The following is a 26040-nucleotide window of genomic DNA, read 5'->3' on the forward strand; positions in this document are numbered from 1 at the left end:
AAACGAAAGAAGCCGGAAACGGTAAAAATTATGGAGATCAATTGTATCCTGTGGAGCAACACCGTGGATTTCTACGGTCGTCTGCAAGCCTTCCCAACCGGATGGATACATACCGACCCAGAGTATTTAATGTAAAATTGAAATAGTTGAAAAAATTAATATTCTTATTATGAAAAAAGCTATAATTTCCGGATAATTGTTCACCAAACATTTAAAAACTATGAAAAAAACATTATTGCTTGCCGCTTCCTTTCTCTGTATAGGAAGCCTCATGGCGCAAACGGTCAATGTGGCCTTTCAGCCCGATGCCACAACAGGTGAAGATGCCTATATCTGGAGCCTGGATGGAGGTTGTGTTTTAACCGGCACGCCGCCGCCTTTCGGCACCAACACGCCGGCAGATGTCAACTTCGGCAATGCCATACAGCTGCCTTATATGGATTGGACCTGGAATGCAGCCAACTGTCCAAATGGTACCATAAGATCGGTGATCCGGTTTTCCCAATTGAACACGATACCGTCCAACTCCATTATCAACAATGCCACTTTGCGTTTATATGGTGTGCAGACATCGGAGTGGGGCCCCAATTCCTGGCCCAGCACCAATTCTGGCTTCTTTGCCAACCCCGGCTGGCTGAGCAGGATCACAGCACCCTGGAACGAGTCGACGATCACCTGGAACAACTTTAACGCCAATACCAATGGCAACATTACGACGGCCGGCCAGGTCGCCATTCCGCCATCCGCCTCTGAGTGGGGATGGAACCCGGCGATCAACGTGACGCCCCTTGTTCAAAATATTACCAATGGTACCTTTCCCAATTACGGCTGGCAGATGTCGCTACAGACGGAAGATATATACAGGGCTGTTGTATTTGCCTCCAGCGATCATACGGTTCCCGCATTGAGGCCCCGGCTGGAGATCAACTATACAAGATGTGCCGATTTCGAACATTGCTTCAGCTCCATGAATGTCGACATCCACAACTTTACCGCATTGAATCCGCTTCCAGGATATACCTACACCTGGGATGTCAACGGCAATTTGTATTCCGGCACTTCCATTACCGTCAATTTCGCTTCGCTGGTCCTTCCCGTGGGCGCTACCACTTTCGATGTGACCTTGACGGCAACGGGCAACGGCAATGTCTGCACAAAAACAAACACCATCTGTCGCTATAACAGCAATAGCTTCCAGGGCTCCTGCGCCGCTTATACCGTGTGCACCAAAACCACCGCGCCCAATACCTTTGTACTGCAGGCTATATTCCCATTATCTTCGCCAAGCACAACCCAATATGCCTGGGCCGGCAATTTTACAAACGCTGTTGTAACCTACCCCAATGGCATCAATGGCAATATGGCGGTTGTAACCTTCTCGGCACCACCACCGCCTAACTTCGGATGGGCAGCTGAGCTTGGCGTGGTCCCCATCAGCGGCCCTTTTAGTTATATCTGCCGCAGCCAGATAAAATTGTGCTACACCTACAACCCACCACGCCCTGCCAAAGAGACCAGCGATCCCAACGATGGCAGCATACCACAGTATACCGAAATGGTACCACCGGACGTTATACAAGGCGCCACTTCAAGGGTATTCCCCAATCCTACAACCACAGGATGGACGCTCGAGGCCGTGAAAGCTACCCGTAACGATAAGATGACTACTTCTGTTTTTGACATCACCGGAAAGCTGATCTATAGCCAGGAGCAAGCCTTAAATCCCGGTACGAATAAGATCAATATCCCGGGCAACAATATTCCTCCGGGCATTTATATTCTAGAAGCAAAACAAGGCAGCGTTTCTTTCAAGGAAAAGATCGTAAAAATACAATAGGCCGCCAGCCCATCGACAAAAGCAGCTTGCTATTGCAGGCTGCTTTTTTTTATTGAGAAACATCTTAAGGGCAAACCCGTTTCAGGCGCTGAGTTCGCCGGTAGCATGTGCATTATTTCTTCTTCTATATCCAACCGGGAGCATGCAGCAGACCGTCTTCCCGTTTAACAACCAAATTGCCACCATCTCTGGCCGGAGTTGCGCGTTTCCATCCCGTAAACCCGGGATATCCTGCCAAAGCCTGCTCCGCCTGCAATAAGTGTTATGATGTAACCAAGGTACACGTGATAGAAGGGCATTATTTAAAAAACAAAACGGGATCTTGACCGGCGCAAAAAAGGAATCCTTTTTGCCGTAAGCATAAGAACAGGTTAAGCATACATAAAAAGAGCAACATTTTCCAATATGATGTCATGTTAAAGCCTGATCTTTAACGTTTGCAAACACAGGGAAAGCCATTTTATCATGCTGTTCCTTTGTTAATTAATGTAAACAACATGTCAACATCCGGCATATTTCCTTATTTGCATACTAATTTATTAACACTATGTCTAAGTCATTTCTGAGCGCCTGGATAGGAGCAGCAATCCTCGTATTCTTCTTCGGGAAAAGCCAGGCGCAGCTGCTCCCGCCCAATCAGCCGGAACAGGATGCCTGCGGCGCCTTGCAGCTTTGCGGCAATTCTTTCTTTACGCCTTATAGCTACCAGGGCATCGGTATCGTAAGCGACCTGCCCAGCTCGCCTTGCGGCGGTGGTATTTTTAATCCCTGCGGTGAAGATAACGTTGTGTGGCTGAAGCTGGTGGTCAGTGCGCCGGGTAGCATTGTGTTCACCATAACGCCGGTAGTTACGGCAGACGATTATGATTTTGCGATCGCCAATATCACGAACGGCAATTGCAACAATATAACCCAGGCGCAAGTAATCCGCTGCAATTTCAATAATAATGCTCCCGTATTCAATAGCGGTGTGGTAGGCCTCAACAGCACCTCTACCCTGACCCAGGTAGCCGGCGGCACTACAGGAAGCTCGTTCCTGCAGCAGATCACTGCGGCGGCCGGCGATGTGTACCTGATCATGATCAATAACTTTGGCGCCGGCGGCGGGCCCAGCTCCGGCTTTACGATCGACTTCACCGGATCTACCGCCACTTTTTTCGACAATACCCCACCCCATTTCAGCAATCTGGCGCCGGCATCGCCCTGTACGTTCAAGAATAAAGTTACCGTGCACCTGAATACCCAGATCGCCTGCAGTTCTATTGCCGCCAATGGCTCCGATTTCCAGCTCAGTCCTTCCGGCACAATTGCTAGCGCTTCGGGCGTCAACTGCTCCGGCACCAATGGTTATACCCAGGACGTGGTGGTCAATTTTTCACCGGCATTGCCTCCCGGCAATTATACCCTGCGGGCTAAGACCGGAACAGACAATAACACCCTGCTCAACCTCTGCAATACCGCCCTGTCCCTGCCCGATTCCCTTACGTTTACCGTACCACCGGCAGCACAGTACAGCAGCGCGTCCCTGGCTTGTACCACATTGACGGTACAAACCAATATACCCATCAAATGCGCTTCTGTAAGCGCCAATGGCTCCGATTTCCGGATCACGGGGCCCGGACCAGCAGTCGTTACCGCAGCCACTGCTGTAGGCTGTGTGAATGGCTATAGCAATACCATTACCCTGAACCTTGCTAACCCCATCACGGCCTCGGGCGTCTATACACTGGCGGCGCAGAACGGCAGCGACGGCAATACCCTTGAAGACAGCTGTGGCACTTTCCAGGCAATAGGAAACAGCATTACCTTTAATGCGAAAGCCAGACCTGTGCTGCAATTGAGCGACACACTGGTAACCTGCAGCAATACCGGCGTGGTGTTGCCCCTGGTGATCGCCAATAATGACCCAACCTTAAATTACAACTATCAATGGACGCCTGCCGGCGGCCTCAGCGATGCCACCATCGCGCAGCCCCTGGCCAATCCTGCCGGCGATCTCCGCTATGTGGTTACGGTAGGCAGCAACGATCCGACCATGTGTACGGCCAGGGATTCGGTATGGGTACACAACCTGATGGGCTTCGACATTCTAAACAATGATACCACGATCTGCGAAGGCGCCTCTGTAACCATCAATACGGTGGGCAGCGACGAGTATGCTTATATATGGACGCCGGCCACCGGCGTTTCGGATCCGCATAGCAAGAACCCGGTGCTCACACCGGCAGCGTCTACCACGTATACCCTGGTGGCTTCGCATGCAGGCTGCAACGACAGTGCGGAAGTAATCGTGATCGATGTGCAGCCCAATCCTACCAATATCAAGCTGCAGGCCGACCGCACCGAAATGTGCCGTGGCGATCAGATCGCTATTCATGCCCTGGTAGAACCACTTAGCTTCACTTTTACTTATACCTGGTCGCCGGCCGACGCATTGCTGTACGCCAGCGGCCCCAACAATGTCTTTAGGGGCAGCACTTCTGCTTACGTATCGGTTACGGCTGCAACACCTATTGGCTGCTCGGCAAAGGACAGCATTAAGATCACCGTATTCCCCGGCGATTTTGCAGCGCTCAACACCACCGATACCGGCTATTGCCCGGGAGGTGAGGTACAGCTGCAGGCCGAAGGCGGCGTGTCTTATTCCTGGGATCCTGCCTATGGTCTTAGCGCTACGGATATTCTCAACCCTGTAGCTTCACCGCAGACCACAACCCAGTACCGCATGATCGCAACGGATATCCATGGTTGTACCGATACCCAATTCGTCCGGGTTGCTGTGTATCCTCAGGCGGTACTGGATATGCCGGACAGTGTAAACATCTATCCCGGCGAAAGCTATACCATTGACCCGGGAACCAATTGCCATTATTTTGCCTGGTTCCCACCCTCGGGACTTAGCGCTACCAATATAGCCAACCCGGTAGCACAACCAGAAGTAAGGACAAGGTATTTCGTCAACGCTACAACAGAACGGGGCTGCACCCTGCGTGATTCGATCGACGTGCTGGTAAAGGAAACGGTGATCGATATGCCCAATGCCTTCCACCCGGGCGGCAGCAACCCGCTGTTCAAACCCTCGAAGCGCGGCATCGCCAGGCTGAAGTCGTTCAATGTGTACAACCGCTGGGGGCAAAAGGTATTTGAAAGCACAGATATCAACAAAGGCTGGGATGGTACCTACAACGACAAGCCACAGCCAATGGGCGTTTATATCTACACCATCGACGCCGTTACCGATGCCGGTAAGCCTTTTACGCGGGAAGGGAATGTGACTTTGATACGGTAGTCTTGTAGTACTATACATCAAAGCCCGGTGTCAAAGAGACACCGGGCTTTGATCTTATGAAGATAACTTTCTTTCTTATACTTGCTTTTCTCCTTTGCTTGCCGGGTGGGCTTTCCAGAGCTATCGGCAACCAGGCGTTTTATGAGAAGCGGCTACAGGAAATCATACAAACAAAAGATACCTTCATCGCCTATTACCGAGATTGTTCCTGCTGCATTAGCGGGTTGGAAGCTTCGGGCTATTTCCTTTACAGGGAAGGTAATGATTACTATTTTGAATATTACCGCTGGAAAGAAGGGAAATTGATCTCCAGGTTCAAAACCAGGAAGAAGTCCAGAGAAGCCCATACTATCTTTAGGTACGCCGCCAACAATTATGATTCCCTGTCACAATACCAGGGGCGTATTGCGTTTACCATTCCTGTAAAAGTTACCGTCAAAACAGATTCAATACATACTGAAAGCTATGTTGAGCCGCAAGAACTCCTCCATGGCCCTTATGGCTATTATCTTATCGCATTTGGCGACAAAAGAATACTAACCACATTAAAGGGGCCTAACGATATCGGGTATTATTTCAGCAGAAGCGTGCCTGTAGGAACGTTCTTGCTTATTTTGAATATGCTGTACTACAAATACAGCTTTGACAAGTTTCTGGACAGCTAAACTACCATCAAGCTGCAGCCTCTCAGGGCCGAATGATCCAGCCGGCCCATCACCTCGAAGCTACCGTCTGTCGCTATTCTGGCAATATCATCGGTGGCGATGAACGCACAGGAGTGGACGTTGGCCAGATCGATCACGTTGAGGCAGCCGGCGCCCCGGGTGCTGATCTCGAAAGGATCGTTCTCGTCGCGCACCCTTACCTGCATGGTATCTGCTGCCCGGTAAATACCGTCGCCTTTCGAATAGGCCTGCGACAATAACTCGGTCATACCGTATTCGGAATGGATGTGCTCCAGCTGCCATTGCCGGCATAGAAACTGGTGGACCTGTTCCCGGGTCCATTCTTCCCGGCGGCCTTTCATACCGCCGGTCTCCATAACAATGACGCCCGACAGGTCCATGGGATAATGCTCGGCGAAATCAAGAAGCGCGAAGGTGACACCCAGCAGGATAATGCGTTGCCCCTTTGCTTTCAGCTGCCCGAGCAGGCTTGCCAGCTGTTCCCATTCATTAAGGTAGAAACCACTTTCAAACCGGCCGCTCCGGCGGATGAGCTCATCGGCCATGTACACAAGGGAGGAGTTGCCACGCTCCAGATACGAGGGCAACAGGCATAGGAATACATAATCTTCCGGTGCCCCGTAGTACTGTACAAAGCCCTGCAGGAAGCATTGCCGGTACAGTGAAGCATCCTTCACCAGGTGCCTGCTGTTTTGTGTGGTTGTGGTACCGCTGCTTTCAAAGATCACCTCCCGTGTAAAGCTGCCGGAAACGACGGTATGTGTTTTAAAAAAAGATATCGGGAGGAAAGGGATATCGTCACAGGCCTTTACACCTGCTGGTGTGCGTCCGATAGCGTCGGCAAATGCGCGGTACACGGTGCAATGCTCATATTGGTAGTGAAACAGGGCCAATGCATAGCTGTCGAAATGCTGCGGCGTGATCTGCTGCAACCAGTTATCCTCACGAATAATATGTTCAATATTGAGTGACATTTACTAAATTTGGAAAAGAATAGAATCGGTTACTGGTCGGCTGGTCGCCAGGTATGCTTCATGAGCGAAGCGATATCCGGCCGGAAGCCGTAATAAAGCAATTATCAAAGATGAAAAGGCAAATATTTCTGTTGTTGAGCCTGGCCCTTTTTTTAGCCTCCTGCACCAAGCAGCCCAAGGATTATCCACCGGAGCCGCAAATTTACTATCTATCTTTGAGACCGCAGCAGGTAAACCTTAACGATACTGCGGGCGTGCTCATAGAGCTAAAATTCACCGACGGCGACGGCGATATCGGTACCGACCGCAGCGGCGAAACCAAAAATATTTTCCTGAAGGATTCAAGAGATACCTCTTCTTCGCCCTTCACGCTCCGCCAGCCTTTTCCCTATATTGAAGATTATATGCGCCCGACCAAAGGTGGCCTGGAAGGATTCCTTTCGATCAACATGGGGCGGCAATTCTTTTCTGTAACCGACTCGCTGCACTTGGCCCTGCGCAAAGACACACTCTATTTCAACATTTATGTAGAGGACGATGCAGGGCATAAGAGCAACGTAGTGCAAACCGACCCGATATACCTGGAATTCTAGCTGCCCGCTGCAATAAAGGAGATTTTCCCCATGAACAATTACGATCTACTGATACAGCGGCTGGATGCTTTCACCAGGAAGTACTACCTCAATCAATTAATGCGCGGCAGCCTTATTTTCCTGTCTTGCCTGCTGATATACCTGCTGCTGGCAGGTGTAGGCGAATATTTTCTTTATTTCCCCTCCTGGCTTAAGCTCACCATCATAGGCCTGCTGCTGGTGGCCGGAAGCCTGAGCCTGGTCGCATGGATCGTAATACCCTTACTAAAGATACGCAAGCTCGGAAAGGTCATTTCCCATGAGCAAGCGGCCCGCATCATCGGCATTCATTTTCCCGAAGTAAGCGACAAGCTGCTCAATATCCTCCAATTGCGTCACAATCAGAATAACGCAGAAAGCAGGGAGCTGATCGAGGCGAGCATCGATCAGAAAGCCGGCCAGATCGCGGTTGTTCCTTTTACCCAGGCGGTCGACCTCAGCCGCAACCGGAAATACCTGCCCTACCTGCTGGTACCTGTATTGGCCGTGATCGCGATCCTCTGGCTTGCTCCCAATGTATTCCGGGACGCTTCGGATCGCCTGATGCAGCCTTCCAAAAATTTTGCGCCGCCGGCGCCGTTTGCATTTAAAGTGACGTCAGGCGATCTGAAGGTGCCACTTTACGGCGACTATACCCTGGAAGCCGAAGTAAAGGGCGATAAGCTGCCCGACCAGGTCTATGTACAGGTTGGCCGCGAGCAGCTTGAGATGCAGAAGATCAGCAAAACAAAATACAGCTATACGTTCAACCGCGTGGGCCAGCCTGTCGATTTCAAGCTTACGGCAGCGAGCGTATCGTCCGACGCCTATAAGCTGTCTGTGATCGAAAAGCCACAGCTATTGTCTTTCCAGGTACAGATCGAATACCCCGCTTATACCGGCAGGAAAAACGAAGTACTGCAAAGCCTGAGCGATATGACAGTACCTGCCGGTACCGTATTCCGCTGGACATTAAAGGCCCGTCATACCGATGCCATCAGCATGCGCATGGGAACGGCAGGGAACAGTATACCCTTAAACCGGGCGGCACAGGATACCTGGACCAGCAGTGCCCGCTTCTTAAGTGACACAGCCTACACGTTGCTCTTGTCCGGCAAACAAATGCCGAAAGCCGACTCCTTCCGCTACCTGGTACAGGTGATCCCCGACCTCAATCCCCAGGTACAGCTCCAGGAAATGAAGGACAGCGTCAGCGGACAGCAGCTATTGCTTACCGGCAATGCCAGCGATGATTATGGCGTATCCCGCCTGTATTTTCACTATACCATTTACGATGCGCGCAAACAAGTGGTTTCAGAAAAGAACATAGCCCTTAAGGCCGGCGGCGCGGTCATTCCGTTCCAGCAATATTTTGACCTGGGCACACTGAACCTGCTGCCCGGCCAGGAAGTCAATTATTATGTCGAAGCCTGGGACAATGATGCGGTTCACGGCAGTAAAAGCGGCCGCAGCGAGGTGCATACCTATCGCATGTACGACCTGAAACAGCTGGATTCGGCTATGGATCAGCATTCCAGGCAAATCAACCAGGGTCTGAGTTCCAGCGCCGACCAGGCGCGCAAGCTGCAGCAGGAGATGAAAGATATGCAAAGCCAGCTACTCCAGTCGGAGAGCATGAGCTGGGAAAAGCAGCAGAACCTTAAGTCGCTCGCCGACAAGCAGGAGCAACTGAAAGACCGGGTGGAGTCGATCAAGAAGCGATTTGACGAGCAAAAGAAGCAAAGTGAGCAAAAACAATATAGCGAAGAGGTTAAGGATAAGCAGGAGGCCGTACAAAAACAGCTGGACAACCTGCTGAATAAGGAGCTGGCAGAGCAGCTGCGCAAGCTGCAGGAGATGATGAAGCAGATGAACCGCGACAATGCCTTCCAGAACCTGCAGCAGATGGATCAGCAGAACAAGCTGTTCAATATGGACCTGGAACGTATCCAGGAACTGATGAAGAAGCTGGAGATGCAGATGAAGATGGAAGACCTGGCCAATAAGCTGGAAGGGCTGGCCAAACAGGAACAGCAATTGCAGCAGAACACCGACGCCAGCCGCAAAAGCGACGATGCCCTGTCGAAAGACCAGAAGGCGATCAGGAACGACCTGAAAGAAGCCATGCAGCAGGATATGAAGGCCATCGACAAGCTGAACAACGAGCAAAAGCGCCCCGAGAAGACGGATGATATGAAAGAGATGGGCAAGGAGGCCGACAACAATATGCAGCAGAGCGACCAGCAGCTGCAGCAGAGCCAGAAGCAAAAGGCCAGCCAGGCGCAGAACAAGGCGCAGCAGAACCTGCAGCAAATGGCCGCAGCCATGAAAAAAATGTCGGCCGGCATGGATGCCGAGCAGATCGATATCGACATTAAGGCCACGCGCCAGATACTGACCAACCTGATCCGTTTTTCCTTTGACCAGGAGCAGCTGATGAATAAGGTGAAGCAAACGCCCATGTCGAGTCCGGCTTATATAACCAACTCCCAGGAGCAAAATCGTCTGAAGGGAAACGCGCGTATGATCAGGGATAGCCTTTTTGAGCTGAGCAAACGCGTGTTCCAGATCGCGGCGGGCATCAATAAAGAGACCACCGACATGGAGCAAAATATCAACAGCACCATCGCCTCACTGGAAGCGAGACGGCTGGGTGAAGCGGTTACACGGCAGCAATATGCCATGACCAGTGCCAACAACCTGGCCCTGATGCTGAATGAGCTGCTGGAAAATCTACTGCAGCAGCAGGCACAGTCAATGTCGGCCGGCAATGGTAGCTGTTCCAAGCCCGGTGGCATGAATCCCAAGCCCGGCAAGGGCGGCAGCGCCGGCCAGATGATGAAAGACATCATTACCGGGCAACAGCAGATGGGACAAAGCATGAAACAAGGGAAAGGACAACAGCAAGGCAAGGGACAACAGCAGGGTGGACAGAAACCCGGAGGACAACCCGGAAGCGGACAAAGCGGCAGCGGGAATGGTGGCAACGGAGAGGGCGACGAAGGCAATCCTTCAGATGCCGAGCAAATAGCCCGGCTGGCACAGCAGCAGGCAGCCCTGCGCCGGCAGATACAGGAATTATCGAGCATGCTCAACAGCAAAGGGCTTAATGGCAATGCCCGTGAATTGCGCGCCATTCAGGAGGAGATGGACAAAAACGAGACTGACCTGGTTAACCGCAGAGTAGCCTCCCCGCTGTTCCGGCGGCAGCAGGAGATCATGACCCGGCTACTTGAAGCCGAAAAGTCGATCCGCGAACAGGAAGAAGACGATAAACGCAATGCCAATGCGGGCAAGGATGAGCAAAGACCCATGCCCCCCGAATTGCAACAATACCTGCAAAGCAGGCAATCCCTGCTCGACCTGTATAAGACCGTACCACCTGCACTACGGCCATATTACAAAAAAATGACTGACGACTATATGAAGCAGGTGAAGCAGCCTGCCAATTGAGGCCGTTACCTTTTTTAAAAGGCTTTATCTTATCTTTGCCGCCTTGGCGGGAAACCCTAACTCGTATCCCGGATTTATCCGGTTTAATTGAGAAATATTACTGAAAACCCCAGGAAACAATAAATGCAAGCAGTATATATTACCCGTATGGCAAAATACCTGCCATATGATCCGGTGAGCAATGAGGACATGGAATCGGTGTTGGGTATGGTCGACGGGAAGCCTTCGAAGGTAAGGGCGCTGATATTGAGAAATAACGGCATCAAAACAAGATATTATGCATTCAGGGAGGGGCAGAAGTCCTTTTCCAATGCGGAGCTCACAGCCGAAGCGATCAAAGCGCTGTTCAAAGAAGACAGCATGTTGGATGAGGTGCAGCTGCTGGCCTGTGGCACCACCTCTCCCGATCAAACCCTTCCTTCTCATGCTTCCATGGTGCATGGCCTGCTGGGCGTTCCTCCTCTTGAGCTGTTCTCTTTTTCAGGTGCGTGCAATACCGGTATGCAATCGTTCAAATATGCTTTTCTCTCCGTTGCTTCCGGTGATACGGATAATGCAGTATCTACCGGTTCGGAGCGTATGTCCAAATACCTTACTTCCGACAAGTTCCAGGCTGAGATCGACAAAGCACATGAAATAGAAGAGAACGGCTACATTGCTTTTGAAAAGGATTTTCTGCGATGGATGCTGAGCGATGGCGCCGGCGCCGCCTTTTTTCAGAACAAGCCAAACCCTGATGGGCTTTCGCTGCGGGTAGAATGGATCGATATGACCTCTTTTGCCGGCGAAATAGAAACCTGTATGTACAGCGGCAGTATCAAGGAAGGCGATCAGCTGATCGGCTATAATGAGCTGCCTACGGATGAATGGCTTACCCAAAGCGTGTTTTCTATGAAACAGGATACCCGGCTGCTGGGAGAACATATTGTTCCGCGCGGCGTGGATTTCCTGGAACAGGTGATGAAAAAACGGAGTTTCGATACCCGTGAGATCGACTGGTTCCTGCCTCATCTTTCCTCCGAATTTTTCCGCAGGAAGATATCCGAAGAGCTTGAGCGCCGCAATATACCGCTGCCGCTTCACCTGTGGTATACCAATCTTGACCGCCTGGGCAATGTAGGATCGGCTTCTCCTTACTTTATGCTGGAAGAGCTGATGAACCAGGATAAGCTGAAAAAAGGGCAAAAAGTATTCCTGATGGTACCGGAAAGTGCACGTTTCTCTTACACTTATGCGCTGCTAACGGTAGTCTGATCGTTATTAAAAAACATGGTTGTTGGCCATTAGCCGGCAATCTATACAAAGTAAGGGCCTGGCTCCAATCCAATTGGAACAGGCCCTTATTTTTACAGACAACAATCCCTAAATATTCTTTTCGACATATGCCTTCAGGGTCTTCTTTTTCTGCATGTCAGCATAAGCTTCTACCTGTTTGTTTTCCGCCAGCTTTTCCTTATTGTGCTCATAATAGCTGATAACGCTTTCGAGCCCTTTCAAATTACCATTTAGCTTGTCCTCCGGCTTTTTGCTTTCCAGCGTGTATTTGGTCCAGCCGCTCATAAAGATCATCAGCAAAGTGGGGGTCTCCCCTACAAAGTTGATGATACCTGGCGCCAACTGGAGCTTTACGTCGGGGCTGCCTGCGATCCATTGCATCAGGAAGGCGCCGGCAGCCTGTTGCTGCGGCGAGGCCGGATCGTAAGGTGTGGCCATCAGCCAGTCGATACACTGCAGCACATTCTTATTATACTGCGCATAGTCTTCGGCTTTGGCCGGCTTAAAAGATTGGGGAACGCCATTATCCTGGGCATTCCCAATGGAGGTTGCTGCCGCCAGCAGCAGAACGGTGAGGATCTTTTTCATTTTGGTGTTTGGTATTTTTATACAAATATGGAAAATACCGGCTATAAAGCAATGCCGCTGCAACTATTATTCACGTACACTTTTTCATTCTCAATGGAAAGGGTGCATATCAGCCCTTCGTACGGCAGGTAGAATCACCTGTTTAGGCCGGCAATTTCCCTGCGACAATACATTTATTGTAGATTTGTCTTTTAACCAAATCCACCTGAAATGCTGTCGATCCCATCGTCTATTATACATATAGCGAATTTGCTGCCGGAGCAGGACCTTCCCCAGATCGATTTTCTCCTTTCCCAGATCCCGTTTGAAGATGGCAAAAATACCGCCAGCGGCGCCGCGCGCGAAGTGAAGAACAATATGCAGGCCAGCCGCGAAGAGAATGCCCATAAACGCCACCTGCAGCAACTGGTGTTCCAGGCAGTGGCTGGTCATCCGTTGATCCAGTCGGCGGTAATGCCTAAAAATATCCTGCCGCCGATGATCAGCAAATACCACGACGGCATGGCATACGGCTGGCATACCGATAGCCCCGTAATGACCATTGACTACACGGTAAGAGCCGACCTCAGCATGACCTTATTCCTGACCGCTCCCGAAAGCTATGAAGGCGGCGAGCTGGTGATCCACACGCCAAGCGGATACGTCCCCTACAAGCTGCCCAAAGGCGATGCGATCATTTATCCGACCACCAGGCTGCACCGGGTTAATCCTGTGACTTCGGGCGAGCGCATCGCCTGCGTTACCTGGATGCAATCGCTGGTAAAAGAGACAGAAAAAAGAGAGCTGCTGTTCCAGCTGAAGCACGTCCAGGAGCAGATCGCGGCAAAAGACCTGCAATCGGAAGAGAACCTGTTGCTGATGCAGGTGTATAGCAACCTTATGCGCATGTGGACGGATCTTTAATGAAAGAAGCTATCTAAAAGCTGATTATCCCCTGGGGCAGCAATCAGATAGCTTCGGCGCTTACCGGCCTTGGGACCGGGTCACAATCCGTGTTTGTTTTATAAGCATCATTACACTCAGCTCCCGCAAAGGTTAGCATTCTGCTTTACATCAGCAACCCCCTTTTTCGTACCTCTTCTTTATACTACAAAAGCCTTGTCCCGCTCCGGGCAAGGCTTTTGCATCCATAAAACGTACAGCAATTATACCGCCACTACGTCTTTGTTGTATTTATTTTTGTATTCGATAGGAGACAGGCCTGTGATCTTTCTGAAGGTGGTACGGAAAGCTTTGACATCGGCATAGCCCACATCATACATCACTTCATTAATATTCTTGCGACCGGATTCAAGGTCCTTCTTGGCAGCCTCGATCTTTACCCGCTGAATATATTCGGTTACCGTATTGCTGGTAGCCTTCTTGAAGCGGCGCTCCAGGCTGCGACGACCAAGGGCAAACATGCCGGCCAGCTGATCCACGGTGATCTTGTCTTCGAAATTATGCTCGATATACTCCTGTGCTTTCTTGATCGGCTCGTCTTCATGGGCCTTCTGACCACTAAAGATGATAAACGGCGATTGGCTGTCGCGATCGATATCGATCATAAAAGCCTTTGAGATGAGGATCGCCATATCGCGGCCGGCATGCTTCTCTATCAAATACAATAACAGGTTCAGATAGGAATAGGCGCCGCCGCTGGTATAGATACCATCGGACTCTGTCATGATCTTGTCGTCGACCAGGTGGGCACTGGGGAACATAGTCCTGAATTCATTGGCAAAGCGCCAGTGCGTAGCGCACTGCTTGCCGTCGAGTAAGCCTGTCGCCGCCAGGAAAAAGGCGCCGATACAGAAGCTGGCCACTTCGGCGCCATTGCGGTACTGCTCTATGATCCAGGGCAGGAAGGCTTTGTTGTGCTCCCGCACCTCGTTGTGATCACCGAACAGCGCCGGGATAAAGATGATGTCTGTCTTTTCGACTTCAGACACCAGAACATCGGGCTTGATGGTAAAGAGCCCGTTGCGCTGGCTGGCTTCATAATCGAGGCCTACAAACCGGATATCAAACAATGGCTCCCGGTCCACGCTGCTCAGAAAGGAATTGACCTCCGAAAAGATCTGGTGCGTGCCTTCAATATTGGTAATGCTGCAAGTCCCGCTGGGGACGAGGATTGAAATGTGCTTCATAAGGGTTAAGATGGTATAAAGGCTGTCGCAATCACCGCCTTAGATTGCCGTGCAGACACCCTTTCATTATTGGTTATTGGTACTATTTTTGCATTGATAATAATCAACGAAATTAATTAAACAAAATGAGATTGTCATATGAATGTAACCGGCCACACGCACCATTGCTCATGCGACAAGCCAGGGATAAAGACCTGAAACACGCGCCAGAAGCGATAAACGGATAAGCAGTGGCGTATATTGTTTAGGCATTTTTTAACAGGAATATCTTTACACCAAATCAAACGACTTTATCACAAACAGCATTTTCAAACCTTTTTTTTCATCTAAAACAAAGCACATGAAACCCAAAACAGTCCGTACCCTTTACTGGATCTTTGCCATTCTTTTTTCGCTCCTGATGCTTATGGACGCCATAGGTGGTATTACCCTGCAGCAGGCCGGGATCGATGCGCTGCAGCAATTAGGCTATCCCATCTATTTGCTACGCTTCTTCGGTGTATTAAAGATACTCGGCCTTATCGCGATACTCGTGCCCGGCTTTCCCAGGCTGCGGGAATGGGCCTTCGCAGGCTTTGCCTTTAACTTCATCGGCGCCTTGTTTTCCTGGTCGTCGGTAGGTCAGGCGTCCAATGTCATTTTTCCTGTCATCGCCCTGGTATTGCTGGCGCTGATCTATTTCTTTAACCGGAAGGCGGCGATGCCAGCCATAGCCGCTTAGCCCTTATTCCATCCATACATTACTCACCTAATTTTCCTCTTTTATGAAAAAGATCAATATCGCCTACTGGATCTTCACGATACTACTGGCTGTCCTGATGGGCGCCGGCGCCATACCCGACGTGCTGAGCACACCGGATGCCGTAAAAATAGTTTGCGACCATTTGCATTATCCTGCTTATTTCCTACCCTTCATCGGCGTGGCCAAGATCCTGGGGGCTATAGCGATTCTCGTACCCGGCTTCCCACGACTGAAAGAATGGGCCTATGCGGGCCTTACCTTCGATATTACCGGCGCTATTTATTCCAGCATAGCAGTAGGCGATCCGCCTTCGGCCTGGGTATTTACGATCATCCTCGGCTATGGTCTTATCTTTGGCTCCTATATCTTTTATCACAAGCGCCGCAAAGCGATAGCATCGCGGTAGGACTATTACAACAAAAAATGGCCGGCAAATAATGCCGGCCATTTTTGTTGTCAGTTATTTGATATTAGCTGTCTGCTGTAGTATCTGCTGCTGCGTTGTTGTCCTTGGTATTTGCCGTAGCATTTTCCTTGTTCTTCAGCGCCTCGCTCACGGGCAGACTGTCGGCAGCCGGCAGCACATCGGTTGCCTGGTTGTCGTCGTAAGGACGTTTGCCGATGAGCCGTTCCAGGTCGTCTTTGAACAACACTTCCTTCTTCAACAGCTCCTGCGCCAGGTCGCTCAACGCCGTCATATGCATACGCAGCAACTCCTTTGCCCTTTCATATTGGGTTTCGATCATGATGCGTACTTCGCGGTCAATCATCTCGGCAGTCGCCTCGGAGTAAGGCTTGCTCATCGTATATTCCTGCTGCGAGTCGTGGAAAGAAACATTACCGACCTTACCATTCATACCATAGATGGATATCATGGAATAGGCCATTTTGGTGATGCGTTCCAGGTCATTTTGTGCGCCCGTAGATATCCTGCCGAAAATAAGCTCCTCAGCCGCACGGCCACCGAAGAGACCTACCAGCTGGTCGTTCATTTGCTCAGTAGTATACAGGAACTGCTCTTTGGGCAGGTACTGCGCATAGCCCAGGGCGGCTACGCCACGGGGCACGATCGATACCTTTACCAACGGATGCGCATGCTCCAGGAACCAGCCGCATACTGCGTGGCCGGCTTCATGGAAGGCAATAATCTTTTTCTCCTCGGGAGAAATGATCTTGTTCTTTTTCTCAAGACCACCGATCACACGGTCGATGGCATCGTTGAAATCCTGCATCCGTACCTCGCTCTGTCCTTTACGGGCAGCGATAAGCGCCGCTTCGTTGCAGATGTTGGCGATATCGGCGCCGGCAAAGCCAGGTGTCTGGGAAGCCAGCTTTTTGATGTCGAGATCGGCCGCTTTCTTGATGGGCTGCAGATGCACGTTAAATATTTTTTCCCTTCCATTCACATCGGGCACGTCGATCGAGATCTGGCGGTCGAAGCGGCCGGGACGCAGCAGGGCGCTGTCGAGTACATCGGGACGGTTGGTCGCCGCCAGGATGATGATGCCACTGTCGCCGCTGAAGCCGTCCATTTCCACGAGCAGCTGGTTCAGGGTATTTTCGCGCTCGTCGTTGCTCATGACGGCATTTTTGCCACGGGCACGGCCTATAGCGTCAATTTCATCAATGAATACGATACAGGGCGCTTTATCTCTGGCCTGCTTGAACAGGTCGCGCACACGGCTGGCGCCTACGCCTACAAACATCTCCACAAAATCGGAACCCGACATGGAGAAGAAGGGCACCTGAGCTTCACCGGCAACGGCTTTGGCCAGCAGGGTCTTACCGGTACCGGGAGGGCCTACCAGCAGCGCTCCTTTGGGTATCTTACCACCAAGGGAAGTATATTTTTTCGGATTTTTAAGGAAATCCACGATCTCCATTACCTCTACTTTGGCTTCATCCAAACCGGCAACATCGTTGAACGTGATATTGACCTTGGTCCCTTTTTCAAAAAGCTGCGCTTTGCTTTTACCAATGCTGAAGATACCGCCACCGGCACCGCCACCCGCTGGTCCCATTTTACGGAAAATGAGCACCCACATAGCGATCAGGATAATGAGCGGTAGCAGGGCCGTGCTGAGGAAATCGCGGAAAAAGCTACCCCTGTTTTCCACCTCAACGGGGACCTGGGGCTTGCCTTCGGCGGCATATGCCTTCATTACATCCTGAAAGTTGCGGTCAAACACATCGTAGGAGCCGATATTGAACTTAAAGTCGGGCTCATCGGCATTGCGGTTGTTGAACATGGGGTTACGCTGGTTGGCATTGGCCGGCGCATCATGACGATAGAGGTATACTTCGGCGATCTCCTTATTTACGATCACCACTTTCTTTACGTTGCCTTTATCCAGGTAGTTTTGCCTGAACTCCAGGAAAGAGGTCTTCTTTTCTGAAGACTGGATATTGCTGCCAAAAATATTGAGTCCCAGCAGGGCAACGACAATAAGGCCGTAAATCCAGTACATGTTGAATTTAGGGCCTTTCCGTTTCGGGTTGTTATCATAACCGGGCGGCAACCCACCGCCCTGTCTGTTTTTATTATCTTCCATAATCTCCAAGATTGTTTACTGCTCTTCCCGCATTATTTTATGGGAAGCAATAAACGGTAAACTGTACGCCTGCCCTACTGTGGTCCGATCCGGAACAGGAAGGGCGCTATCTAAATATAAAAAGCCGGTCTGGGGGAATGTTAAGCCGTAGCAGGATGTTCCATTTTTTCAGCGTCCAGCCACAACCCCTCCAGATCGTAAAATTTACGTTCGTCCCGCTGAAAAACGTGCACTACAATATTGACGTAGTCGACCAGGGTCCACAACTGCCCCGATTCCATATGATAAGGCTTTTCCTCGCAGGCCTTCCTTACTTCCTCCTCTACGTTAGCAGCGATCGCATTGATCTGTATATGCGACTGCGCCTCGCACAAAATAAAAAAATCTGCCACCGCTTCATCGATCTTCCTGAGATCCAATGAAACGATCTGCTCCCCTTTTTTATCCTGGATGGCTTTAATGATGGTTTTGAATAATCTGCTGTTGCGGTTAAGGCGTATATCAGACTTGATACGGTTTTTCAGTGAACTGATGATTTTCTCCAATGCTTAGTGCGAATATGCGTTATTGAATTATATTGCGTTCAAAATTAAGGAATCTTTTTGGCACAAAACGTAGAAAATACATTTCCCAAGTGGCTTCACTACTTTGATACTATAGATAGTACCAACAATTATGCCATGCAGCGTATCGACGACGGATTGGCACAGCAGGGTGAAGTGATATGGGCGGCGCACCAGTTGCAGGGTAAGGGGCAAAGGGGTAAAAAATGGGAAAATGACGAAGGAAATGTAATGATGAGCCTGATATTGAAGCCGGTAATCCCCACGGAGCGGCAGTTTATACTGAGCGCCGCCGTGGCCCTCACGATTGCTAAATATTTACAAACGCTTTCTGACCGGTGGCAGGTTGCCATAAAGTGGCCCAATGATATTTATCTGAATGACAAAAAGGCATGTGGCATCCTGATCGAAAATGTATTCCGGGGTATGCATTGGGCTTATTCGGTGGCAGGTATTGGCTTGAATGTCAACCAAACCGCCTTCCCGCCGGAGCTAACGCGGGCCACCTCGATGGCCATGGTTTCGGGCCGGCAGTTTGATCTTACCGAGATCATTACCGATATCCGATCGGGCGTGCTCAACCTGTTGCAGCCGCTTGGCCCCGACCGCTACCCTGCCCTGCTGGCGGATTATAATAAGCTCCTTTTTCGGCGGGACAAAGAAACACAGTTTGCCGAAAAGGCTACCGGCAGGGTATTCGAAGCCTTCGTACAGGAGGTAAATGTGGAAGGACAGCTCGTGCTGCTCACCCATAAAGGGATTGAAAAATACCAGTTCGGCGCGCTGGAGTGGCTATTATCACCTCAATAATCGCTGATCTGCTGCAATCCTTTATCTTTCAATTGCTGCAGCACATGCGCCGGCAGCTCTGGACTGCTCAGGGCCAGGTCCACCGATATTTTTTCAAACGCTTTGGCCGGCACACGGTCAAACAGCTCATTGAGGGCTACCGGGTCGCCATTGAAGCTGACGCAAGTGCTTACAAAGTTCATCTGGTCTATACTAAACCCATTTTGCTTCAGCTTGCTGGTGGCATCTTTTAGCCGGCCAATAAAATGCCGCTGCCGGATGAAGGTGGTGCTGTTCATGATGATAAAGATATAATCGGCGTAGGCGGTGATCTTTCCATAGTACAGGTGATTGTCCTTACCGGAGCGTTCGACCAGGTACTCATCGCCCGATTTATAGATCTCCATGGCCGAGCGCCGTACCCGCTCTTCCTTGTGACCCGGTCCGCTCAGCGGTAGATTACTGTTGTAGCAATACCAATAGCCCACCAGGTGATCCAGCAGGTTCCTGTTGACGGTGCCCAGCGGAATATTGATCTTCAATTCGTGAAAGCTGAAGCTGGCTGCGGCATTGCTCAGAAAATCCATATAGCTGTCGTAACCCAGCAAGGCAGCGATCGTATTCATTTTGCCAAAATTGGGGCTGCTGATACCCTGCAATGCCTTCCCTGTACCGGCAGCCTTGAGCCGCTTGATGACGAGATGCTCGTAAAAATAATTATCGCCCAGGAAGGCGACCTCCTGCTGCAGGTGCTGATGCTTTTGCTGCAGCTTGTTGAATTCCGACGAGATATACAGCCACTCTGCTTTGGATACTTCTTCCCAGGCATTCTTGCGGATAAAATGATGTGCGATATAATTCATTAGCCGTTCCAGGTGGGCCAGCTCCTCTTTGCTCATAATACGATTTTAATACGAAAATAAGGCTTCGGAGGATTATTACAAGACGTTCATCTTATGGCCTTACCGGAGCTTTGTTCCAACTAAAAAGATTAATTATGGAACAAACGACAATTTACAGCTGCAGCCGGGAACAGCTGGCACTATGGCAAAAGATAGCCGCCTTCCGGTTCGACGAGCCCGGCGCCTCTTTCCCCTTTTCCCGCAAGCTGGCCAGCGAAAACGGCTGGACTTACGCTTTCAGCCAGGAGGCCATTGAAGAATACCGGAAATTCATTTTCCTCTGCTGCATTTCGCCGCATGGCGCTTCTCCATCGAAAGTGATCGACGAAGTATGGCACCTGCATCTTCTCTATACGCAAAATTACTGGCAGGCCTTTTGCCGGGACACGCTGGGACAGGACATCCACCACCATCCCTCACGCGGCGGCCCCGAAGAAAAAGAAAAGCATGAGCACTGGCAAACGGATACGCTGACCCTTTACCTCCGCACCTTCGGCTACGATGCGCCGGAACGTTTCTGGGACGAAACGCATGAACCACTACCAGCACGGAACAACAAATGGCAACGAGCCTTACAACGCCTCTCTCTCCTGCTCCTGGTTATTTTCCCCATTTTATTCCTTACCGGCTGCAGTGATGGCGAGGTCGCCTTTACTCCCATCATCGCCATTTTCCTGTTGCTCATGGGCATATTCTCTTCCAAGGCACAAAACAGCTACGAACAGGAACAGAAGAAACACAACCGGGATAGTGGCGGCGGATGCAGCAGCGATGGTGGCAGCAGCTGTGGTAGTAGCTGCAGCAGCGGATGTGGCGGCTGTGGTGGTGGTGGCGATTGAGCCGGACAATAACCTTAAAATAAATTCATATGCTATATAAGACTTCTGATAAAACACCAGACCCCGGTTTGCTTTTCCTCTGTTGTGCGGGCTATTTGCTGTTGCCTTGCCTGGCGGCAGGACTACTTTTCGGACAAGTTTTTCCCTTCTTTTTGAAAGGTCCGCAATTCCTGGTGTTTTACCTTATCCACATGGCCATTGCCTGCGGTATCTTACTGCTCCTGAAGCAGCGCGCGCTACCGGTACGAACATGCGCCAACTGGTTCCTGGCGCTGACCTATATCGTAGCGCTGGCCCGCATAACACAAGGATGGTTGCATCACAGACCGGTAGGCTTCCTGGTGCTGCTGCTCCTGCTGCATTTGCTGCTCCTTGGAGGTCTTGCCCGCTTTACCGCTCGGTCCCGGTAAGCAAACCCTCCGAAGACCGGTATTCCGGATAATGACCATAATACCAATGAAAAAGCTGCCCGGGTACCCGGACAGCCTTACGTTCTTTATAGCAGCCTGCTTACTTTTTCAGGTCTTCTTTTACTTCTTTGGCTTTCTCTTCTACTTTCTTAGCCCCTTTCTGAGCCGCTTCCTTCACATCTTTTGCGGCCTCTTTTGTACCTTCTTTCACATCCTTGGCAGTCTCTTTAATCCCTTCCTTAACATCTTTAGCCGTTTCTTTGGCATCTTTCACAGCGGTATCGACTTTCTGTCCCACTGTATTATCCGGTGTGGTTGTCGTTTCCGTAGTTGTCGTTGTTGTGGTGGTACCTTCAGGAGTTGCGGTGGTATCGGTCTTCGTTTCGGAGGTAGTTGATTCCGAGTTGCAGGCTGTGAACGAAATAGCAGCCGCTACTGCAAATACAAGACTTAATTTTTTCATGAGCTTAATGTTTTAGAGCAGCAAAAATGCAATAATTTCTCTATACCAACACATCCTTTTGCAAAAAATTACTGATTACGGCCATCGTCTCTTCAATAGCATTTTCAAGATTGTCGTTGACAATGATACGATCGAAGCGATCGGCGAAGCTGAGCTCATAGGCAGCCTTGTCCAGGCGTTCCTGCAAGGTTTCGGGCGTTTCTGTTCCTCTTGCCGAAAGCCGCCGCCGCAATTCTTCTATCGATGGCGCCTGTATAAACAGGGATATTGCTTTTTCGCCGTACTGCGCTTTTATGTTCAGCGCACCCAGCACATCGATATCGACCAGGGGCGCCTTATCTTCCGACCATATACGGTCGACTTCGGAGCGCAAGGTGCCATAATATTTGCCGGTATACACCATTTCCCATTCTATGAAGGCGTCGGCCTCGATCTTCTGCTTAAAATCTGTTTCGCTGAGAAAATAGTAATCCTTGCCATGGACCTCTCCCGGGCGGGGCTGGCGTGTGCAGGCCGAGATGGAAAAGCCCAGGCTGCCGGCATGCCGCTGCAGCAATTGCCGCACAATAGTCGTTTTTCCCGAACCCGAAGGCGCAGTAATGATAATGATCTTATTCAATTGTCTTGGTTGAAAAGCCCTTATTTTTTGGAAGTCTTAGCGCTTTTGCCGGCTGCTTTGGTTGACTTTGCCGGTGCACTTTTACCATCGTCCAGGTATTTGCTGATATCGGCAGCAGCCAGCGAAGAGGTGGCATACTTTGCGAGTATGGTACCATCGGGCCCCAGCAGGAATGCCTGGGGAATGAACTGGATACCATAAATGCTTACGGCATCGCTGCTCCATTTCTTCAGGTCGCTGGTATGATAGGGCCAGGCCAGGCCGTCGGCAGCTATGGCCTGCATCCAGGATTCCTTACGATTATCAAGCGATACGCTGAAAACAGTGAAGCCGTTAGGTGCTTTTTTGAATTTCTGATCTTTAAAACGGTTGTAGGTTGCTACCAGCTCCGGATTGGACATACGGCAGGGGCCGCACCAGCTGGCCCAGAAGTCGAGCAGGATATAGCGGCCCTTATTCACCTCCTTAAGGGAGATGGTTTTGCCTTCAGGATTGCTGAAGGCAAGCTCAGGAGCCGGTTGGCCTACAGCCATTTTGGTGTTCTCGTATTGCGCTTTTGCCGTAAAGGAAAGGGCGGTGGCAAGGGCCAGCAGGCCAAAAATCTTTTTCATATCGTACCGGATGGCATCTACCGATGCTGTGGTGTGAACAATAAAGTAAACCTTGCAGGCATGCTGCAAGGCTCACAAAAGTAAAACTTTTTTGGTATCGCTACTCATAGCAGCCGGCAGAGGGCGGATTGCCCCTGGGCTTGCCATCAAAGTCTACAGTAAGGCCGGGAATGACCTGGCCGGCGCCCTTAGCGGGAGAGCCTTCCTGCAGGTGATAGTTGGCCTTGCTGTAATCGACAAAAAGCGGGTCCTGGTTCAGCTTGTTGTTGCTTACAGCTACAAAGCCGGGTATCGGTTCCGTCGATTTCAGCAGGCAATTGCCGAGCGTAACGGCAGCCGGGCTTTCCGGCTTTGCATCGATGAAAATCTCATCTGTAAGCGAACCATAAACAATGCAGTTACGGATATCGGCGGTAAGCGGATGGCTATCGTAAGTGGTTTGACCCGTAGGAATATAGTTCAGCACTGCCATACTCAGGTTCTCGGTATGGGAAAGATAAGAGCTGCCGTAGGTACCAATGGTACAGAAGCGCATTTTGTAGTTACCGCCGTCAAAGAACATGACGTTCTCTCCCCCGCATTCGGTGATCCGGCAGTTGTCAGCCTGTAGCGAGCTGTTGAAGGCCAGGATGCCATAGCCCTGCGAAGAATAAATGACCGAGTTGTTGATGGTGAGCTTGGGCGTACCATTCTTTACCGTGTCGGCATCGATCTGTATGGTAGCGCCCTGCGCCGCCTGGCCGTTCAGGGTGGTAATGGCTCCCCCGTTTTTGAATACGGCATGGTTGATCACATTGCCATAGCTTTGCTTAAAGAAGTAAAGACCGCCCCACTGCCCCGGTATATCGATATAGTCGCCTATCCATACCAGGGGATCCAGCCGGTCGCCCTGGAAAATGACGCTATCGGCAGCAGTGCCGTTGATCTTGAGCGTACCCAGCACGTACAAGCGGGAATCGCGGTGCACATATACCCTTGCGCCGGCCGGTATGGTAAGGGTCTGACCTTCGTCTACCACGGCATTATGCACGATCACATAAGGCTTATCTGTGCGCCAGGTCTGCGTTTGCAGCACACTGTCGCGGATATAGTAGGCATTTTGGCCGTAGGCCATCAGGGGTAAGGAAAAATCTTTTCCATTAAGGGTGACCACCAGGTCGTCGTCTACCACAAAAGGGTCGTTCTCGTTGGTAGGATCGATCGTGATCGCAGCAAATACCCATACGCTATCGTTGCCTGCTACTTCGACATCCCGGATCTCCTTCCCCGGCTGACCATTTACATTGAGCCGGTAAGGCGACTTTTCCCCTTTCCGCAACCGGATAGAGCTGAGCATTATTTTATCTTTCTGCTTGTTAAAGATACGGATGCTGCGCGTGGCGCTGCCCTGCTGCGTAAATACGGTGTCGAAAGTAAGCGTATCGAGAGAGAAGGCGATCTCACCACCCGAAGTGAGGAACTTTTCCTTACGGCAGGAAGTAGAAATGGCGATCACCAGCAGCAGTATAGCCAGGGGAAATAACCAATGTCGTAAACGTTTCAATTGCATACACGCAAAAATGAGATAAAAATAAATAACGGTAAAATATCGGCAATAGTATTTTTAAGCGACAGGCCAGGCGATATATTGGCCCGGATGCTTCAAAAGAAGAGGCTGTCCGGTTGGGGACAGCCTCTTTGCATTTGCTATTTTCAGGCGATGCTTTCCATCGCCATTGCTTCTGTAGCCTGCTGCCGTTCCAGGGCTTCGGCTTTCGCTTTCTCTTTTTCCTGCATAATCCTTACCGGGCTGCCGAAGAGGAAAAACAGCTTGCGCCGCAGGCCTTTGGCATGCCGCACATCTTTGATCATATCTTTTACTTCATGGAAATTGATGAAGATGGGATTGGCTTTGTTTTCGATATTGGTAGTGATGCCATAGATCACTTTTTCACCTTCCGGCTCATAGGTTTTCCAGATACGGTCCCAGAAAATGAAGGTAGCGCCGTAATTTTTGTCAATATATTGCTCCTGTGAGCCATGATGCACCCTGTGATTGGAAGGTGTAGCGAAAATATACTCCATCCAACGGGGACACTTACGGATGTATTCGGTGTGTACCCAGAACTGGAACAGCACGGCTACCTGATTGGTCACAAAGAAAATAATGGGATGGAAGCCCATAAAGGCAATAGGCAGGAAGAAAATGACCTTGATATGCTGGATCCAGCTGAGGCGGAAGGATACCGCCAGGTTATAATTTTCCCCGCTATGGTGTACCACATGCGTGGCCCACCAGAAACGCTGCTCGTGGGAAATGCGGTGTGCCCAGTAGCTGCATAGATCGTAGATCACATAACAAGGGATAAACATCCACCAGTAAGAATCCCAACGCCAGGGCGCCAATTTGTAATTGAGCTCCATACGCCAGGGTACCAGGTTGTAGATGCCGACCACCAGGTAAAGCAAGACCACTTTTACGCCGGCACTCACTACAAGATTGCCTGCGCCAACCAATATTGAGCCGATCGTTTCTTTCTTTTCGTAGAATTTGCGGTCCTGGAGATAAGAGATCAGCATTTCGAGGGCTGAAAACAAGACCATAGCAGGAACGGCCCAGATTATCAGATTAGGTGCATTTTTCTCCACACTGTGAATCACGTCCATCGGTATCTTGTCTGCACCAAAAAGAGATAAAAAAGTCATCGGCTATTTTTTAAAAGAGGCAT

At 50.5% G+C, this 26040-nt stretch carries 23 protein-coding genes; 12 read left to right on the forward strand and 11 right to left on the reverse strand.

What is annotated here, in order from left to right; genetic code table 11:
- Positions 1–220 precede the first annotated feature (220 nt).
- The 3 genes from DZK30_RS17875 to DZK30_RS17885 all read left to right on the forward strand — a co-directional run bounded on the left by DZK30_RS17875 (position 221) and on the right by DZK30_RS17885 (position 5791).
- A complete protein-coding gene (locus tag DZK30_RS17875; protein WP_118975528.1) occupies positions 221–1837 on the forward strand; it encodes a DNRLRE domain-containing protein in 1617 nt (538 codons plus the stop codon).
- Positions 1838–2384: 547 nt separating this feature from the next.
- Positions 2385–5126: a T9SS type B sorting domain-containing protein gene (locus DZK30_RS17880; protein ID WP_118975529.1), complete on the forward strand. Its 2742-nt coding sequence runs from the start codon at positions 2385–2387 to the stop codon at positions 5124–5126.
- Positions 5127–5182: 56 nt separating this feature from the next.
- Positions 5183–5791 (forward strand): hypothetical protein, encoded by a 609-nt coding sequence (locus tag DZK30_RS17885; RefSeq protein WP_118975530.1) that lies wholly within the window; start codon positions 5183–5185, stop codon positions 5789–5791.
- On the opposite strand, the gene DZK30_RS17890 is transcribed toward DZK30_RS17885, so the two are convergent.
- Positions 5788–6786, reverse strand: coding sequence for a LuxE/PaaK family acyltransferase (locus tag DZK30_RS17890; RefSeq protein WP_118975531.1), 999 nt, complete (start codon positions 6784–6786; stop codon positions 5788–5790). The two genes, DZK30_RS17885 and DZK30_RS17890, sit on opposite strands and share 4 nt — an antisense overlap.
- A 110-nt stretch (positions 6787–6896) precedes the next feature.
- Here DZK30_RS17890 and DZK30_RS17895 point away from each other — a divergent pair, with 110 nt between their 5' ends.
- The 3 genes from DZK30_RS17895 to DZK30_RS17905 all read left to right on the forward strand — a co-directional run bounded on the left by DZK30_RS17895 (position 6897) and on the right by DZK30_RS17905 (position 12104).
- Positions 6897–7379, forward strand: a complete 483-nt coding sequence (locus tag DZK30_RS17895; RefSeq protein ID WP_118975532.1) for a hypothetical protein — start codon at positions 6897–6899, stop codon at positions 7377–7379.
- A 30-nt stretch (positions 7380–7409) separates the two neighbouring features.
- Positions 7410–10850, forward strand: a complete 3441-nt coding sequence (locus DZK30_RS17900) for a DUF4175 family protein (RefSeq protein ID WP_118975533.1) — start codon at positions 7410–7412, stop codon at positions 10848–10850.
- Positions 10851–10973: 123 nt separating this feature from the next.
- The gene (locus tag DZK30_RS17905) at positions 10974–12104 is read left to right on the forward strand and encodes a beta-ketoacyl-ACP synthase III (protein ID WP_118975534.1); all 1131 of its coding nucleotides are present in this window, start codon (positions 10974–10976) and stop codon (positions 12102–12104) included.
- Positions 12105–12212: 108 nt separating this feature from the next.
- On the opposite strand, the gene DZK30_RS17910 is transcribed toward DZK30_RS17905, so the two are convergent.
- On the reverse strand, positions 12213–12713 hold the full coding sequence (locus DZK30_RS17910) for a hypothetical protein (RefSeq protein ID WP_118975535.1): 501 nt from the start codon (positions 12711–12713) through the stop codon (positions 12213–12215).
- A gap of 210 nt (positions 12714–12923) precedes the next feature.
- Between DZK30_RS17910 and DZK30_RS17915 the strand changes: the two genes are divergently transcribed.
- Positions 12924–13616, forward strand: coding sequence for a Fe2+-dependent dioxygenase (locus tag DZK30_RS17915; RefSeq protein ID WP_118975536.1), 693 nt, complete (start codon positions 12924–12926; stop codon positions 13614–13616).
- A 242-nt stretch (positions 13617–13858) separates the two neighbouring features.
- Here DZK30_RS17915 and DZK30_RS17920 read toward each other — a convergent pair whose 3' ends face one another.
- On the reverse strand, positions 13859–14842 hold the full coding sequence (locus DZK30_RS17920; protein ID WP_118975537.1) for a GlxA family transcriptional regulator: 984 nt from the start codon (positions 14840–14842) through the stop codon (positions 13859–13861).
- A gap of 340 nt (positions 14843–15182) precedes the next feature.
- Here DZK30_RS17920 and DZK30_RS17925 point away from each other — a divergent pair, with 340 nt between their 5' ends.
- Complete coding sequence (locus DZK30_RS17925) at positions 15183–15563, forward strand: DoxX family protein (RefSeq protein ID WP_118975538.1); 381 nt, start codon at positions 15183–15185, stop codon at positions 15561–15563.
- A gap of 43 nt (positions 15564–15606) precedes the next feature.
- A complete protein-coding gene (locus tag DZK30_RS17930; RefSeq protein WP_118975539.1) occupies positions 15607–15990 on the forward strand; it encodes a DoxX family protein in 384 nt (127 codons plus the stop codon).
- A gap of 64 nt (positions 15991–16054) precedes the next feature.
- On the opposite strand, the gene ftsH is transcribed toward DZK30_RS17930, so the two are convergent.
- Both ftsH and rsfS read right to left on the reverse strand, forming a co-directional pair.
- The gene (gene ftsH / locus DZK30_RS17935; RefSeq protein ID WP_118975540.1) at positions 16055–18136 is read right to left on the reverse strand and encodes an ATP-dependent zinc metalloprotease FtsH; all 2082 of its coding nucleotides are present in this window, start codon (positions 18134–18136) and stop codon (positions 16055–16057) included.
- 140 nt (positions 18137–18276) lie between these two features.
- The gene (rsfS, locus tag DZK30_RS17940) at positions 18277–18681 is read right to left on the reverse strand and encodes a ribosome silencing factor (protein ID WP_205529483.1); all 405 of its coding nucleotides are present in this window, start codon (positions 18679–18681) and stop codon (positions 18277–18279) included.
- Positions 18682–18738: 57 nt separating this feature from the next.
- Here rsfS and DZK30_RS17945 point away from each other — a divergent pair, with 57 nt between their 5' ends.
- Positions 18739–19509 (forward strand): biotin--[acetyl-CoA-carboxylase] ligase, encoded by a 771-nt coding sequence (locus tag DZK30_RS17945; RefSeq protein WP_118975541.1) that lies wholly within the window; start codon positions 18739–18741, stop codon positions 19507–19509.
- Here the strand turns inward: DZK30_RS17945 and DZK30_RS17950 are convergent.
- Complete coding sequence (locus DZK30_RS17950; RefSeq protein ID WP_118975542.1) at positions 19503–20387, reverse strand: hypothetical protein; 885 nt, start codon at positions 20385–20387, stop codon at positions 19503–19505. The genes DZK30_RS17945 and DZK30_RS17950 overlap by 7 nt on opposite strands.
- Before the next feature lie 98 nt (positions 20388–20485).
- Here DZK30_RS17950 and DZK30_RS17955 point away from each other — a divergent pair, with 98 nt between their 5' ends.
- Complete coding sequence (locus DZK30_RS17955) at positions 20486–21229, forward strand: glycine-rich domain-containing protein (protein WP_118975543.1); 744 nt, start codon at positions 20486–20488, stop codon at positions 21227–21229.
- Positions 21230–21258: 29 nt separating this feature from the next.
- Positions 21259–21639 carry a hypothetical protein gene (locus DZK30_RS17960; RefSeq protein ID WP_162903206.1) on the forward strand — a complete coding sequence of 127 codons (381 nt, stop codon included), beginning with the start codon at positions 21259–21261 and terminating at the stop codon, positions 21637–21639.
- A 100-nt stretch (positions 21640–21739) separates the two neighbouring features.
- On the opposite strand, the gene DZK30_RS17965 is transcribed toward DZK30_RS17960, so the two are convergent.
- From DZK30_RS17965 to DZK30_RS17985, 5 genes are all read right to left on the reverse strand, one after another.
- Positions 21740–22102: a YtxH domain-containing protein gene (locus DZK30_RS17965; RefSeq protein WP_118975545.1), complete on the reverse strand. Its 363-nt coding sequence runs from the start codon at positions 22100–22102 to the stop codon at positions 21740–21742.
- Positions 22103–22142: 40 nt separating this feature from the next.
- Positions 22143–22721 carry a guanylate kinase gene (gene gmk / locus DZK30_RS17970; protein WP_118975546.1) on the reverse strand — a complete coding sequence of 193 codons (579 nt, stop codon included), beginning with the start codon at positions 22719–22721 and terminating at the stop codon, positions 22143–22145.
- 20 nt (positions 22722–22741) lie between these two features.
- The gene (locus DZK30_RS17975) at positions 22742–23332 is read right to left on the reverse strand and encodes a TlpA family protein disulfide reductase (protein ID WP_162903207.1); all 591 of its coding nucleotides are present in this window, start codon (positions 23330–23332) and stop codon (positions 22742–22744) included.
- Positions 23333–23432: 100 nt separating this feature from the next.
- Complete coding sequence (locus DZK30_RS17980; RefSeq protein WP_118975548.1) at positions 23433–24881, reverse strand: hypothetical protein; 1449 nt, start codon at positions 24879–24881, stop codon at positions 23433–23435.
- Between the two features lie 143 nt (positions 24882–25024).
- Positions 25025–26017, reverse strand: coding sequence for a sterol desaturase family protein (locus tag DZK30_RS17985; protein WP_118975549.1), 993 nt, complete (start codon positions 26015–26017; stop codon positions 25025–25027).
- Positions 26018–26040: the final 23 nt, after the last annotated feature.

Source organism: Taibaiella koreensis (genome assembly GCF_003545715.1).
In the GTDB taxonomy this organism is placed as follows: Bacteria; Bacteroidota; Bacteroidia; order Chitinophagales; family Chitinophagaceae; genus Taibaiella; species Taibaiella koreensis.

Coding starts and splice junctions, on each gene's coding strand:
- DZK30_RS17960 (WP_162903206.1), top strand. CDS start 21,259: ATGCTATATAAGACTTCTGATAAAACACCAGACCCCGGTTTGCTTTTC.
- DZK30_RS17915 (WP_118975536.1), top strand. CDS start 12,924: ATGCTGTCGATCCCATCGTCTATTATACATATAGCGAATTTGCTGCCG.
- DZK30_RS17910 (WP_118975535.1), bottom strand. CDS start 12,713: ATGAAAAAGATCCTCACCGTTCTGCTGCTGGCGGCAGCAACCTCCATT.
- ftsH (WP_118975540.1), bottom strand. CDS start 18,136: ATGGAAGATAATAAAAACAGACAGGGCGGTGGGTTGCCGCCCGGTTAT.
- DZK30_RS17930 (WP_118975539.1), top strand. CDS start 15,607: ATGAAAAAGATCAATATCGCCTACTGGATCTTCACGATACTACTGGCT.
- DZK30_RS17965 (WP_118975545.1), bottom strand. CDS start 22,102: ATGAAAAAATTAAGTCTTGTATTTGCAGTAGCGGCTGCTATTTCGTTC.
- DZK30_RS17900 (WP_118975533.1), top strand. CDS start 7,410: ATGAACAATTACGATCTACTGATACAGCGGCTGGATGCTTTCACCAGG.
- DZK30_RS17920 (WP_118975537.1), bottom strand. CDS start 14,842: ATGAAGCACATTTCAATCCTCGTCCCCAGCGGGACTTGCAGCATTACC.
- DZK30_RS17880 (WP_118975529.1), top strand. CDS start 2,385: ATGTCTAAGTCATTTCTGAGCGCCTGGATAGGAGCAGCAATCCTCGTA.
- DZK30_RS17905 (WP_118975534.1), top strand. CDS start 10,974: ATGCAAGCAGTATATATTACCCGTATGGCAAAATACCTGCCATATGAT.
- DZK30_RS17985 (WP_118975549.1), bottom strand. CDS start 26,017: ATGACTTTTTTATCTCTTTTTGGTGCAGACAAGATACCGATGGACGTG.
- DZK30_RS17955 (WP_118975543.1), top strand. CDS start 20,486: ATGGAACAAACGACAATTTACAGCTGCAGCCGGGAACAGCTGGCACTA.
- DZK30_RS17980 (WP_118975548.1), bottom strand. CDS start 24,881: ATGCAATTGAAACGTTTACGACATTGGTTATTTCCCCTGGCTATACTG.
- DZK30_RS17875 (WP_118975528.1), top strand. CDS start 221: ATGAAAAAAACATTATTGCTTGCCGCTTCCTTTCTCTGTATAGGAAGC.
- DZK30_RS17890 (WP_118975531.1), bottom strand. CDS start 6,786: ATGTCACTCAATATTGAACATATTATTCGTGAGGATAACTGGTTGCAG.
- DZK30_RS17975 (WP_162903207.1), bottom strand. CDS start 23,332: ATGAAAAAGATTTTTGGCCTGCTGGCCCTTGCCACCGCCCTTTCCTTT.
- DZK30_RS17925 (WP_118975538.1), top strand. CDS start 15,183: ATGAAACCCAAAACAGTCCGTACCCTTTACTGGATCTTTGCCATTCTT.
- DZK30_RS17885 (WP_118975530.1), top strand. CDS start 5,183: ATGAAGATAACTTTCTTTCTTATACTTGCTTTTCTCCTTTGCTTGCCG.
- DZK30_RS17950 (WP_118975542.1), bottom strand. CDS start 20,387: ATGAGCAAAGAGGAGCTGGCCCACCTGGAACGGCTAATGAATTATATC.
- DZK30_RS17895 (WP_118975532.1), top strand. CDS start 6,897: ATGAAAAGGCAAATATTTCTGTTGTTGAGCCTGGCCCTTTTTTTAGCC.